The 12,487-nt window shown below is 69.6% G+C and carries 12 protein-coding genes; 4 read left to right on the top strand and 8 right to left on the bottom strand.

Features of this window, described 5'->3' with window-relative positions:
• Window positions 1-23 precede the first annotated feature (23 nt).
• Genes ASE28_RS03230 through ASE28_RS03220 form a run of 3 tightly spaced genes read left to right on the top strand, consistent with a single transcriptional unit; the run spans window position 24 to window position 3,477 of the window.
• Window positions 24-980 (top strand): ABC transporter permease, encoded by a 957-nt coding sequence (locus ASE28_RS03230; protein ID WP_057264640.1) that lies wholly within the window; start codon window positions 24-26, stop codon window positions 978-980.
• Window positions 977-1,810 (top strand): ABC transporter permease, encoded by an 834-nt coding sequence (locus ASE28_RS03225; RefSeq protein WP_057264638.1) that lies wholly within the window; start codon window positions 977-979, stop codon window positions 1,808-1,810. The genes ASE28_RS03230 and ASE28_RS03225 overlap by 4 nt, the downstream gene beginning before the upstream one ends.
• 38 nt (window positions 1,811-1,848) lie before the next feature.
• A complete protein-coding gene (locus ASE28_RS03220) occupies window positions 1,849-3,477 on the top strand; it encodes an ABC transporter ATP-binding protein (protein WP_235516036.1) in 1,629 nt (542 codons plus the stop codon).
• Window positions 3,478-3,557: 80 nt separating this feature from the next.
• Here ASE28_RS03220 and ASE28_RS03215 read toward each other — a convergent pair whose 3' ends face one another.
• On the bottom strand, window positions 3,558-4,178 hold the full coding sequence (locus tag ASE28_RS03215; protein WP_057264636.1) for a VOC family protein: 621 nt from the start codon (window positions 4,176-4,178) through the stop codon (window positions 3,558-3,560).
• Window positions 4,179-4,402: 224 nt separating this feature from the next.
• Between ASE28_RS03215 and ASE28_RS03210 the strand changes: the two genes are divergently transcribed.
• A complete protein-coding gene (locus ASE28_RS03210; protein ID WP_057264977.1) occupies window positions 4,403-6,103 on the top strand; it encodes an ABC-F family ATP-binding cassette domain-containing protein in 1,701 nt (566 codons plus the stop codon).
• A 60-nt stretch (window positions 6,104-6,163) separates the two neighbouring features.
• Here the strand turns inward: ASE28_RS03210 and ASE28_RS03205 are convergent, their stop codons facing one another.
• The 7 genes from ASE28_RS03205 to hemC form a co-directional block, all read right to left on the bottom strand.
• Window positions 6,164-6,748 carry a YceI family protein gene (locus ASE28_RS03205; RefSeq protein ID WP_057201279.1) on the bottom strand — a complete coding sequence of 195 codons (585 nt, stop codon included), beginning with the start codon at window positions 6,746-6,748 and terminating at the stop codon, window positions 6,164-6,166.
• A gap of 74 nt (window positions 6,749-6,822) precedes the next feature.
• Window positions 6,823-7,395, bottom strand: coding sequence for a YceI family protein (locus ASE28_RS03200; RefSeq protein WP_057201278.1), 573 nt, complete (start codon window positions 7,393-7,395; stop codon window positions 6,823-6,825).
• Window positions 7,396-7,457: 62 nt separating this feature from the next.
• Window positions 7,458-8,033, bottom strand: a complete 576-nt coding sequence (locus ASE28_RS03195; RefSeq protein WP_057264975.1) for a cytochrome b — start codon at window positions 8,031-8,033, stop codon at window positions 7,458-7,460.
• Between the two features lie 308 nt (window positions 8,034-8,341).
• Entirely contained in the window at window positions 8,342-9,619 is a 1,278-nt protein-coding gene (locus ASE28_RS03190) for a heme biosynthesis HemY N-terminal domain-containing protein (protein ID WP_057201277.1), read from the bottom strand.
• Between the two features lie 17 nt (window positions 9,620-9,636).
• Window positions 9,637-10,716 (bottom strand): uroporphyrinogen-III C-methyltransferase, encoded by a 1,080-nt coding sequence (locus ASE28_RS03185; protein ID WP_057201276.1) that lies wholly within the window; start codon window positions 10,714-10,716, stop codon window positions 9,637-9,639.
• Window positions 10,713-11,516 (bottom strand): uroporphyrinogen-III synthase, encoded by an 804-nt coding sequence (locus tag ASE28_RS03180; RefSeq protein ID WP_057264633.1) that lies wholly within the window; start codon window positions 11,514-11,516, stop codon window positions 10,713-10,715. The genes ASE28_RS03185 and ASE28_RS03180 overlap by 4 nt, the downstream gene beginning before the upstream one ends.
• A gap of 1 nt (window position 11,517) precedes the next feature.
• On the bottom strand, window positions 11,518-12,459 hold the full coding sequence (gene hemC, locus ASE28_RS03175; RefSeq protein WP_235516035.1) for a hydroxymethylbilane synthase: 942 nt from the start codon (window positions 12,457-12,459) through the stop codon (window positions 11,518-11,520).
• Between the last annotated feature and the right edge of the window lie 28 nt (window positions 12,460-12,487).

Raw genomic sequence — 12,487 nt, 5'->3', positions numbered from 1 at the left:
CCTGCTGACCTGGTACGCACACCATGGGTTCCTCCTTTCCCCTCTACGTCGGCCGGCGCCTGCTGTGGACGCTGCCGACCCTCTTTCTCGTGAGCCTGATGGTCTTCGTGCTCATGCGCCTGGTGCCAGGCGATCCAGCGCTGCTCATCCTGGGTGACAGTGCCACGCCCGATCAACTGGCCGACCTGCATGCCCAGTTCGGGCTCGACCGGCCCATCCCAGTGCAGTTCACGCTGTGGCTGGGCAAGATGCTGCAGGGTGACCTGGGCCACTCCATCACCAGTGGCGAGGCCGTGCTGCCACTGCTGCTCGAACGCTTCCAGGTAAGCGCCGCCATCGTGCTCGTGGCGGTAGCCCTGGCCGCGCTGCTGGCCGTGCCCGCCGGCCTGCTGGCCGCGTGGAAGCAGAACAGCGTGCTCGACACCATGGTGGTAGCCGCCGCCACGTTCTTCCTGTCCATTCCGAGCTTCTGGCTGGGCCTGCTGCTGCTGCTCTTCGTCGGGCTCAAGCTCGGCTTGGTGCCGGTGGTGGGCTACGTGCCCTTCAGCGAAGACTGGCGCTCGGCGCTGACCTTCCTGATCCTGCCGACCATCACGCTGGCGCTGATCGAGCTCGGCATCCTGACCCGCATGGCGCGTGCCAGCGCGGTGGAGGTGCTGCGCCTGGAGTACGTGACGCATGCGCGGGCCAAGGGCCTGTCGGAGCGGCGGGTGCTGCTGCGCCACGTGCTGCCCAATGCGTTTGCGCCCACCTGGACCATGATCGGCCTGGTACTCGGTAACCTCTTGGGCGGCATCGCGGTGCTGGAGACGGTGTTCACGCTGCCCGGCCTGGGCCGCCTGCTGGTGGATGCGATCTTTGCGCGCGACTACCCCGTGGTGCAGGGCTGCCTGCTGTTCACGGCCGCCATCTACGTGCTCGTCAACCTCGTGGTGGACCTGTGCTATCCCCTGTTCGATCCCCGGGTGTCCGCGTCATGATGATGAAGCGCTTTCTCCAACGTTTGCGCACGAATGCCTTGGTCGGCGGCGTGCTGGTGTCCCTGGTGGGCGCCATGGCCTTGCTGTCGGTGTTCTGGACGCCCTACAACCCCATGGGTGTGGCGCTGCGCCAGCGGCTGCAGCCGCCCTCGGGCAGCTACCTGCTGGGCACCGATGAGTTCGGCCGCGACATCCTTTCGCGCCTGATGGCCGGGGCCGGCACCAGCCTGCTGGTGGCCGGGCTGACCGTGGCGCTGGCTCTGGGGCTGGGCGTGGTGATCGGCCTCGTGGCCGGCTACTTCCGCGGCTGGCTGGACCGGGTGCTGATGGTCTTCAACGACGCCATGCTGGCCTTCCCCGGCATTCTGCTGGCCCTCGGGGTGATGGTCATCGTGGGCGCCAACCAGTGGGGCATCATCGTCGCGCTGGGCCTGGCCTATGCGCCCACCGCAGTGCGCGTGGTGCGCGGCTCGGTGCTCTCGCTGCGCGAGAAGGAGTACATCGAGGCCTCCGAGGTCATCGGCAACTCCGGCCTGCGCACGGTGTTCGCGCACATCCTGCCCAACTGCGTGGCGCCCCTGGTGGTGCTGGCCACCTCCATGTTCGGCTGGGTCATCCTGGCCGAGAGCGCGCTCAGCTTTCTGGGCCTGGGCGTGCCGCCACCGGCACCCACCTGGGGCAACATGCTGGCCTCGGGCCGACCCTACATCGAGACCGCCGCCTGGCTGGGCATTGCGCCCGGCGCCTGCATCGCGCTCACCCTGCTCGGCGTGAACCTGCTGGGCGACGCGCTACGCGACTGGCTCGACCCGCGCATGGAGCGCCGCTGATGCGGCCATCGTCCTACCCCTTGGCGGAAAGAACCGACATGACGACCGAGAAGAACCCGCTGCCGCTGCTGTCCGTGCGTGAGCTCACGGTGCATGGCCCCCACGTCCGTCCGCTGCTGGACGCCGTTTCGTTTGACGTGCCCGCCGGCGGCGTGGTGGCCCTGGTGGGCGAATCGGGCAGCGGCAAGACCATGGCCGGGCGCGCCGTGATGGGCCTGCTGCCGCCCCAGGTGCGCCAGAGCGGCGGCAGCGTGCTGCTGCAGGGGCGTGATGTGGGGACCATGTCGGCGAACGCCTTGCGCGCGCTGCGCGGCTGCGACGTGGGCATGGTGTTCCAGGAGCCCATGGTCTCGCTCAACCCGGCGATGACCATTGCCGAGCAGCTCTTCGAAGGCTTGCGCCTGCACGAGCGGCTGAGCGTAGCCCAGGCACGCGAGCGCGCCATCGCCATGCTGCGCCGCGTGCAGATCGCCGACCCCGAGCGCTGCCTGGCCGCCTACCCGCACCAGTTCTCGGGCGGCATGCGCCAGCGCATCATGCTGGCCTCGGTCATGCTGCTCAAACCGCGCCTGTTGATCGCCGACGAACCCACCACGGCGCTCGACTCGCTGAGCCAGCGCGAGGTGATGGAGATCATGGCCGAGCTCACGCGCACCGAGGGCACGGCGGTGCTGCTGATCACGCACGACCTGGGACTGGTGGCGCGCTACGCGCAATCGGTGGTGGTGCTCGAAAAAGGCCGGCTCGTCGAGGCCGGCCCCGTGCGCAGCGTGCTGACCGCGCCGCGCCAGGCCTACACCAAGAGCCTCATCGATGCGCTGCCCCAGCGCAGCGCCCAGCGCCCGGCACGGCCCGTGCAGGCGCCGCTGATCGAGGCCAAGGACGTGCACGTGAGCTTTCCCGGTGCGCGCCAGGGCTGGCTGTCCAAGGCGACGCCCAAGCTGGCGGTGCGCGGTGTGTCGCTGGCCATCCAGCCCGGCGAGGTGGTGGCCGTGGTCGGGGGGTCGGGCTCAGGCAAGACCACGCTGGGCCGCGCCATGATCGGCCTGTTGCCCGTGGCGGGTGGCGATGTGTGCTTTCGCGGCACGCCGCTGGGCCAGGCCGATGCGGCAGGGCGGCGCGACTTCCGCCTGGCCTGCCAACTGGTGTTCCAGGACCCGTACTCCTCGCTCGACCCGCGCCAGCGCGTGCGCGATATCGTGGCCGAGCCGCTGCGCCACGGCCCGCCGCTCACGCGCGAGGCGCTGCAGGCCTCGGTGGACGCCATGCTCGACGAGGTGGGGCTTGCCGGCTTTGGCGAGCGCTACCCGCACGCCCTGTCGGGCGGCCAGCGCCAGCGCGTGGCGATTGCGCGCGCGCTGGTGCGCAAGCCCGCCTTCGTGGTGGCCGACGAGCCCGTCTCGGCGCTGGACATGACCATCCAGAAGCAGGTGCTGGAGCTGCTCCGGCGCCTGCAGGCCGAGCGCGGCTTCGGCTGCCTGTTCATCTCGCACAACCTGGCGGTAGTGTCCGAGATCGCCGATCGCATCATCGTGATGGAGAACGGCCGCATCGTCGAAGAGGGCAGCGTGGCCGACATCTTCGACCGGCCGCAGCAGCCCTACACCCGGGCGCTGCTGGAGGCCGCCACGACCAGCGACCTGCTGGCCGAGCTGGATGCGGTGTAGCCACTGGCCGGCACAAGAAAATGCAAAAGGCGCCGCCCGCAAGGGCGGCGCCATTTTTACTGGGGCAGCGGTTCAGCCTCTTAGCCCTTGGCGAATTCAGGCCGGTCGTTGGCCTGGGGCTTGAGCGGCTCGGCCGCCTTGCCTTCGGCGCGCTCCTTGCGCCACTGCTCCTTGCGCGCCGTCCACTCCTTCAGGCGCGCATGCGCCACGGTGCTGTCCTTGGCCATGGCGTTGGCATCGGCCAACTGCGCCGTGAGTTCGAGGCGGATGCCGTTCGGGTCGAAGAAATAGATGCTCTTGAAGATGTGGTGGTCGGTCACGCCGAGTACCTCGATGCCGAAGGCTTCCAGGCGCTCCTTGGTGTTCTGCAGTTCCTGCACCGTGTCCACGCGGAACGAAATGTGGTTGACCCACAGCGGGGTGTTGGGCGAGGGCTCGGCCTTCACGTCGTCGCCCAGGTCGAAGAAGGCAATGAACGAGCCGTCCTTCAGGCGGAAGAAGAAGTGCGTGTAGGGGCAGTACTCGCCCGTGCTGGGCACGTGGTCGCTCTGGATGATGTGGTACAGCGGCAGGCCCAGGATGTCCTCGTAGAACTGGCGTGTCTCCTCCGCGTCGCGCGCCTTGTAGGCGTAGTGGTGCAGCTGCTGGAAGGCGGCAGGTGCGGGCAGGCTGGCGAGATCGGGCTTCAGAACGGCATTCATGCGTTGTCTCCTTGGGTCCATGCGGGTGTCGATGTGGAAATTCTACTATTCGTAATCAATTTACGTAAAGGGAATTTTGAAGGCGCGGTTATTTGCGGTACATTGCGCCTCTCGCCAACCACCCGGGGTGTTTTCACCGATGCGCCTGTAAGCCACTTTCACGCTGTTCCGCTCCTGCCTTTTTGCGCAGGTGCGGCTTGATGGTGACCGTGGAGTTCTCAGGCATGGCGACGACCAACCATTCGGGCCAGCGCGCCCGGGGCGACAGCAAGGCTGCTGTCGCTTCTGCTTCCTTTTCCTCTTCTTCTTTTTCGCTCCAGTTCCAGGGCGTTGTCTGGACGCTGCCCGATGGGCAGCCCTTGTGGAGCCAGCCCCTCGACGTGGCCCTGGGCGCCGGTACCACCGGCATCGTGGGTGCCAATGGCGTGGGCAAGAGCGTGTTTCTGCAACTGCTGCTGGGCCGGCTGCAGCCGACTGCGGGCACGGTGTTGCGCGACGCGCGCCTGCACGCCGTGGCGCAGGAGGTGCGGGGAGCCCCCGGCAGCACGGTGGCCGACCTTGCGGGCCTGGCACCCGTGCTGCGTGCGCTGGAGCGCCTGGAGGCGGGCCAGGGAACGCCCGAGGACCTGCTGCGGGCCGATGGCCAGTGGGACCTGCCTGCGCGCTGGCAGCGCGCCCTGCAGGCGCTGGACCTGGGGCATCTGCCAAGCGATGGCGATGCGACCCGGCTGAGCGGCGGCGAGCGCATGCGCGTGGCGCTGGCCGGGGCCTTCGTCTGCGACGCCGAGATGCTGGTGCTCGACGAGCCCACCAACCACCTGGACCGCAGTGCACGCCGTTGGCTGCTGGACCAGGTGGCGGCGCGCCAGGGCGCTGTGGTCGTGGCCAGTCATGACCGTGAACTGCTCGGCATGGTCGACACCATCGTGGAGCTGTCGCCCGCCGGGCTGCGCCGCTACGGAGGCAACTGGGCGCTGTACGCCGCGCAGCGTGCGCAGGAGCGGGCGGCCGCGCAGGCGGCGCTCGACCATGCACGCACCGAGCGCGACCGGGGCAGGAAGGCGCTGCAGCGCGAGCACGAGGCGCAGCAGCGCCGCACCGCGCAGGGACACCGGGTGGGGCGCACAGCCAACCTGGCTCCCATCCTGCTGGGCCGCATGAAGAACAGCGCCGAAGCCCATGCCGGAAACGAGCACGAACGCCAGCGGCAGGCGCGCGAGAAGCTGGATGCAGCCGTGCGCGATGCCGCCCGCCAGGCGCCACAGCAGGCACCCGTGGCACTCGCCCTGCCTGAAAGCAGCGTGCCCTGCGGCAAGCAGGTGCTGGCGCTGGAACAGGTGCGAGCACCGTTTGCTCCCCAGGGGATGCCTGCCCTCGGTGGGGTATGGAATGGTCCCGTGCGCATTGCCATCACCGGGCCCAACGGCTGTGGCAAGAGCACCCTGCTGCGCCTGGTGGCCGGCCAGTTGGCGCCCGCTTCGGGCCGCGTGGTGCGCGGCGTGCGCGCGGCCTGGCTGGACCAGCACAACGCCCAGCTGCTGCCGCCGCACGCGAGCGTGCTGCAGCGCCTGGACGAACTGGGCTCGCCCCTGCCCGAGGCCACGCTGCGCACGCGCCTGGCGCAGCTGGGTCTGGATGCAGACCGCGTGCAGCGGCCCGCCGGGGTGCTCAGCGGTGGCGAGCGCATCAAGGCCGCGCTGGCCTGCGCGCTGTGGTGCGGCGAGCCAGCGCAGATGCTGCTGCTGGACGAGCCGACCAACCACCTGGACCTGGCCTCGGCGGAGGCCTTGCAGGTGGCGCTGCAGGGCTTCACCGGTGCGCTGCTGGTGGTGTCGCACGACCTGCATTTCCTGGCGGCGCTGGCGCCCACGCATGTCTGGGCATGGCATGCCGAAGGCTGGCGGCTCGATGCACGCCTGGCATGAAAAAAGCCACCCGTGGCCGTGCCGCGGGTGGCTTGTGCGGACCAGAAGGCCCGTTGTGGATTACTGCTTGATGGCTTCGATCTGCACCACCAGGCGCACGTTCTTGGGGAAACCCCATTCCACGCCGTAGTTCAGGCCCCACTGGGTGCGGTCGATGGTGGCTTCGAAGTCGCCACCGCAGACTTCACGCTTGAGCATGGGGCTCTGGTAGCAGTTGAACTGCGTGGCCTTCAGGGTCACGGGCAGGGTCTTGTCCAGCAGCGTCAGCTGGCCGGCCACTTCGCTGACCTTGTCGCCGTTGAAGGTGAACTTGTCGGACACGAACTTGATGGTCGGGTACTTGGCGGCGTTGAACAGGTCAGCGCTTTGCAGGTGCTTGTCGAACGGGGGCGTGCCCGAGTTGATCGAGGTGGTGTCCACGGTGATCTCCACCTTGCCGGTCTTGCCGGCGCGGTCGAACTGCACAGTGCCTTCCTTCTTGTCGAAGCGGCCGCGGTTGGTCGTTGCGCCGAAGTGGCTGATCTCGAACGTCACGAAGGTGTGCGTCGGATCGATGGCGTAGGCGGCGCTCTGGGCCTGGGCTGCGCCCGTGGACAGAACGGCGGCTGCGGCCAGTGCGAGCAGGGCGAACGAAGACTTGCGCATGTAAACAACTCCTGAAAAAGGAAGGATCAAGGGAACAGGGAAAGGGAACGCGGAAAAGGGAGGGTGCAGGGCGATCAGAGCTTGCCCACGCCCGTGAGCGCCAGCTTGAACTTGACGGTCACGTCATCGGCCACCATGGAGGTGTCGGCCCATTCGTTCTCGCCGATCTTGAAGGCCAGGCGCTTGATGGGCAGGGTGCCGGTGGCCGTGGTGGTGGCACCGCTCTGGGCCAGCGCCACGGGCACGACCACGTTCTGCGCATTGCCCTTGATGGTGAGCTTGCCGGCCACTTCGAACTTGCCGCCGCCCAGCGCCTTGATGGTGGTGGATTCGAACACTGCCTGGGGGAACTTGGGCACGTTGAACCAGGTGGGCTTGGGCAATTCGGCATCGGTCTCGCGCGAGCCCAGCGTGGCGCTGCCGGTGTCCACGGTGAAGCTGATCTTGCTGGTGTCGGGCTTGGCCGGGTCGAAGGCCACCTTGGCATCGAACTTCTTGAAATGGCCTTCGAGGGGCACGCCCATCTGGCGCGCGGTGAACTGCACCTCGCTCTGTGCGGGGACCAGTTGCTGCTGCGCGAAGGCGGACGGTGCAGCCAGCACGGCGGCGCCCAGCACAAGGCTCGAGACAAAGGAAGATGCTTGCATGAAGGCTCCTGAAAAATCGGTGCGGAAGAACAAGGAAGAGGGCGGAGGGCTGGGGCGGGGGCTCAGCGCGGGCCGGGCAGCATGCGGCCGATGAGGCCGTCCCGGTCGATGAACTGGTGCTTGAGGGCGGCGGCCACGTGCAGCACCACCAGCCCGGCCATGGCAAAGGCGGTGTACTGGTGCCAGGGCTTGATGGCCTCGGCCAGCTCCTTGCTCACGGGCACGAAATCGGGCAATTGCCACAGGCCCAGGAACACGATGGGGAAGCCCGCCGCCGAGCTGTAGGCCCAGCCGATCAGCGGCACGGCCAGGAACAGCGCGTACAGCAGGCCGTGCGTGGCGTGGTGCGCCAGCGCCTGCCAGCGCGGCATGGCCTGCACCATGGCGGCCGGCAGGGCCGGCGGGCGGTGCGTCAGGCGCCAGAGGATGCGCAGCACCGACAGCGTGAGGATGGTGACCCCGGCCCACTTGTGCCAGTTGTAGAGCTTCAGCCGTGCTGGTGAGAACGGCAGGCTGGTCATGTACAGGCCGACGCAGAAGGCACCGATCAGGGCCAGGCCCAGCACCCAGTGCATCAGCATGGCGGTGTGGGTGTAGCGGGCCGGTCGGCTGGTGGGAGTCGGCGTGGAGGATGGCATCTTGGGGAAATCGGCGATGGGGTGGCAGGGCAGGGGTGGGCAGCAGGTGCTGGGAGCAGGTTTTTCGGGCTGGCGCATCCGTCGCTGCCTCGCATGCCGCGCCCCGTGCTGCATGCACAAGGCCCCGCGGTGAGCGCAGTGTAGGAAGCTGCCAGCGCGTTCGGCTTCAGCAGGATTGATGCTTCAATTCAAAAAAACTGAATTGACAGGGGGTGTGCGCTCAAAGTTCCCTCTTGTTTCGCAAAAGGTGGGCGCAGATGGATGGCCGGTAGATGGCCAGGGGATGGGCGGGCCCCCCGCCTGCTTGGTCAGCGGGCGAGTGCGGCTTTTTTCCAGGCCTCGGCGGCGGCGGCTTCGTCGCCGCGCTGTTCGGCCAGCTCTGCCAGGTGGCGCCAGGCGCTGGCGCGCAGGCCGGCATCGGCGAGCTGGTGGGCGGCCTGGGTCAGCAACTGCTGGGCCTTGCCCCACAGCTGGCGCTTGAGGCAGGCCATGCCGGCCATGTACTGCAGGCGCGCATCGCGCGGGTTGGCCTGCTGGGCGGCTTCGATGCGCGCCAGCCAGGGGGCGTCAAGGGCATCGAGGCCCGATTCCAGTGCGCGCACCAGCTTCAGGGCATGGTGTTCGGCCAGCGCATCGGGCAGGTCCACCATGCGCTCCCACACCGGCAGCAGCCAGGCGCGCACCTGCGTGGCGTCACCACCCAGGGTGGCCATGCGCTGCGCGGCCTGGATGGCCAGCTCGGGCATGTTGCGCTCGGAGGTTTCCAGGTCGTCCCACACGCGGCGCAGCTGTGCCGTGTCGTGCGCGCTCTGGATGAGTTCGGTGGCCAGGCCGCGCACGATGCTCTGTGCGGCGGTGGGCGAGAAGGCGCGGTGCTTGGCCAGCAGGCGGGCCGTGTCCAGCGCCTCCTGCGTGCGGCGGGCCAGCCGCGTGGCCTTGAGCTTGATGCGCAGCGCCAGGGTGCGGCGCGCGGCGCCCTGGGGCAGGGCGGCGAGCCATTCGAGGGCGGCATCGGCGTCGCGGTCGTCCAGCGTCCAGCGAGCGGCGCGCATCTGGGCGCCTTCGCGCAGTTCCAGCTCCAGGGCCGTGCCGCGGGCGGGTGCATCGTCGAGCGCGCGCTGCAGATGGCTGTCGCGCGTGGCGGTGTCCTGCAGGGCGTGCGAGCCCTCGGCCGCCACCAGGTGGGCCAGCGAGCGCAACTGGTTGCCATGCGGCACCGACTCGCCGGCGGCAGCCAGGGCGTTCTCCTGCGCCAGCGCGGCCACGGCGGCCTTGCGCGAACGGATGAAGCGCCCGCCCAGCAGGTGCGTCATGGCGTCGAGCAGCGCGCTGTGCATGGCTCGTTCCTTTTGCTGCACGCGCCAGCGGCGGGCCTGGTGCGGCAGCTCCAGCAGGGCCGCCAGGGCCCGCAGGGCGGCATGCACGGTGACGAAGCCGCCCACGAGCAGCAGCACCACCATGTTCAGTGACAGATCGACCCGGTACGGGGGCCAGTAAAGGGTGATCGTGCCCTGGTTGTTGCCCGCAAACAACGCGGCCGCAACGGCCACGCCAAACAACGCCAGGAGCCAGAGTGCTGCGCGCATGCGTGCTGCCCTCTCTCTCAGCGCCCCGCGGCGGCCGTGGCCAGCGCGGAGAGGGTATCGTCCAGGCGCGGCAGCTCGGCAGCCTTCATCCCGGTCTGGGCCTGTTGCAGCACCGTGGCTGCCGCCTGCGTGCGGCGCGAGGCCGGGTCGAAATACTTGTTGAGCGCCGTGGTGGCTGCGGCCAGGTCGGCGCGCGCCGAGTCGAACTGGCGCGCCAGCACGCCCAGGCGCGCATTGAGCAGCTTGAGTTTCAGGTTCTCGCGCAGGAAGAAGGTCTGCTCGGGCGCGAGCAGGATGGCCTCGGGCTGGTCCACCCGGCTCACGCGCACCAGGCTGCGGGCCTCGTCGCGCACCACCTCCCAGCTGCGCTGCAGGGTGGCTTGCCACCAGGGCAACTCGGCCCCGGCTGCGGTGCCACCGGCAGAGCCCGGCGCAGCGGGAGACAGGCCCAGGCGCTTCGTGGACGCGGCCTGGGCCACGGCATTGAGCACGGGCAGTTCGTCCACCTGGCGCACCAGATCATCCAGGCGGGCGAGCAGGCCGGCCGTGTCGGTCACCACGGCGCGGGTCAGGCGATCGAGGTCGCGGTTGATGGCGCGCTGCACGGGGGTCAGGCGTGGCTGTGCGGCGCGCTCGATGCGCTGGTCGGCGCTTTTGAGGGCGGCCACCAGAGGGTCCAGGCTGCCGGTGAGCTGGGACTGTTGCTGCGCCAGGCGCACGGCCGATTCGATGTCCACCACCAGGTTTTCGTCGCGCGAGCGCGACAGGCTCTGCATCAATTCTTCGAGCTGGCTGCGCTGCAGCGCCACTTCACTCACACGGGCCTCGGCCACCGAGAGGCGGGCGGCGGTCTCGCGCACCAGTTCCTCGGCCTGGCGGGCCATGGTGCGTGCCTCGATGGCCAGCGCTCCGGAATCGGCCGACTGGCGCGCCAACTGCTCCTGGATCACGCTCAGTTTCTGCCACAGCAGGCCACTGCTCGCCACGGCGGCCACGGCCAGCACGCCCACCAGCAGGGTGGGCAGGCTGCTCCCACGAGGGGCGACGGGGGTAGCGGGGGCTGCGGCGGGCAGGTCGTTGGGGGGCGCGGAACTCATGGGGCCGATTCTATCGAGGCCACCACGTCTTCCAGCGCCGGCCGACACTCCCTTACATGGCCAAAGCCCATGGCGCGGGCGGTCTGGGCGATGCGCGGGTGCGTGGCCAGGGCCTTTGCAGCCGTCCAGGACCGGCCGGGCAGGGCCTCGGCCAGGTTTGCCACCGCCTCGGAGCTGCTCAGCAGCCACAGCGACCCGTCCTGGGTGGCCGCCTCTGCCAGCGCGGTCTGCTCGGGGGTGAAGCTGGGCGCGCCGCGTTCGTAGGCCACGGCCCAGTCCACCTGGCCGCCTGCGGCCTGCACCTGGCGCGCCAGCCAGTCGCGGCCCGAACCCTCGGAGGATTCATGCACTCCGGCCGAACGGCCGCGCACGATGAGCACGCGGTCCCCGGCCCGGATCTGGGGTGCCACCTGCTGCCACAGTGATTCGGAGTCGAACTGCGCGGCATCGGCGGCGGGGCCGTCGATGGCGGCAGGCGGTACGCCCAGCTGTTCCAGCGCGCGCGCCGTGCCTGGCCCGGGGGCCCATGCACGGGTGCCGGCCGGCAGGGGTGGGGCCCCGTGCAGGAAATACAGCACCGCATTGCTGCTCACGAACATCAGCGCCCGGTAGCCGGGGGCCTGGGCCAGCCGTGCGCGGGCTTGGGCCAGTGCCTGCACAGCCTGAGGGTCGGTACAGGGGCCGATGGCGATCAGAGGCAGGGCGGTGGCGGCCAGGCCGCGCACGGTGAGCTGTTCCACCCACTGGGCCGCCTCGCGCTCGGGCCGCGTGACGATCACCCGGGGCGGCGCAGCGGCCATGTCAGTTGGGGGCGGGCGAAGCCGGGTCCACGCCCCGGGCGCCACCCGCGCGCAGGCGCCGGGCAATCTCGTCGCCCAGCGCTTCGGCCTGGCCCAGGGTGGCCACGGGGGCGCTGGCATGGGCGCGCACCAGCGGCGCATGGGCATCTTCGGGGTCGCCCCAGGCCGCATCGAGCTGCAGCGTGCCGTCGGCGCCCAGGGTGCCGTGCGCTGCCAGGGGCATGGAGCAGCTGCCGCCCATGGCGCGGCTCACGGCGCGCTCGGCGGCCACGGTGAGCCAGGTGGCCTGGTGTGCCAGGGGCTCCAATGCGGCGATGAGGTCCAGGCGGTCGCTGCGCACCTCGATGCCCAGGGCACCCTGGCCGGCGGCGGGCAGCATGGTGGCGGGCTCGAAAGCCAGGCGGATGCGTGATTCGAGCCCCAGGCGCTTGAGGCCTGCGGCCGCGAGCACGATGGCGTCGTACTGGCCTTCGTCGAGCTTGCGCAGGCGCGTATCAAGGTTGCCGCGCAGGGGTTCGATGCGCAGGTCGGGCCGCAGGGCCTGCAGCAGCACCTGGCGGCGCAGGCTGGAGGTGCCCACCACCGCGCCCTGGGGCAGTTCGTCGAGCGAGGCGTAGCGGGGGGAGACGAAGGCATCGCGCGGGTCCTCGCGCTCCATCACGCAGGCCAGGGCAAAGCCCTCGGGCAGCTCCATGGGCACGTCCTTGAGCGAATGCACGGCGATGTGGGCACGGCCTTCTTCGAGCGCGACTTCCAGCTCCTTGACGAACAGGCCCTTGCCGCCCACCTTGGACAGCGATTTGTCCAGGATCTGGTCGCCCTTGGTGGTCATGCCCAGCAGCTCCACGGTGTGGCCGCGGGCCTGCAGCAGGGCCTGCACATGCTCGGCCTGCCAGAGGGCCAGGCGGCTTTCGCGCGTGGCGATCACGATGGGGTGGGGCAAAGGGCGGCTCAAGTTCGTAACCTGTTTG

The sequence above is a fragment of the Acidovorax sp. Root219 genome, assembly GCF_001428665.1.
Lineage (GTDB): Bacteria > Pseudomonadota > Gammaproteobacteria > Burkholderiales > Burkholderiaceae_C > Acidovorax.
Note: the sequence above shows the minus strand (reverse complement) of the source record. Positions and strands in the feature narration are given on the sequence as shown.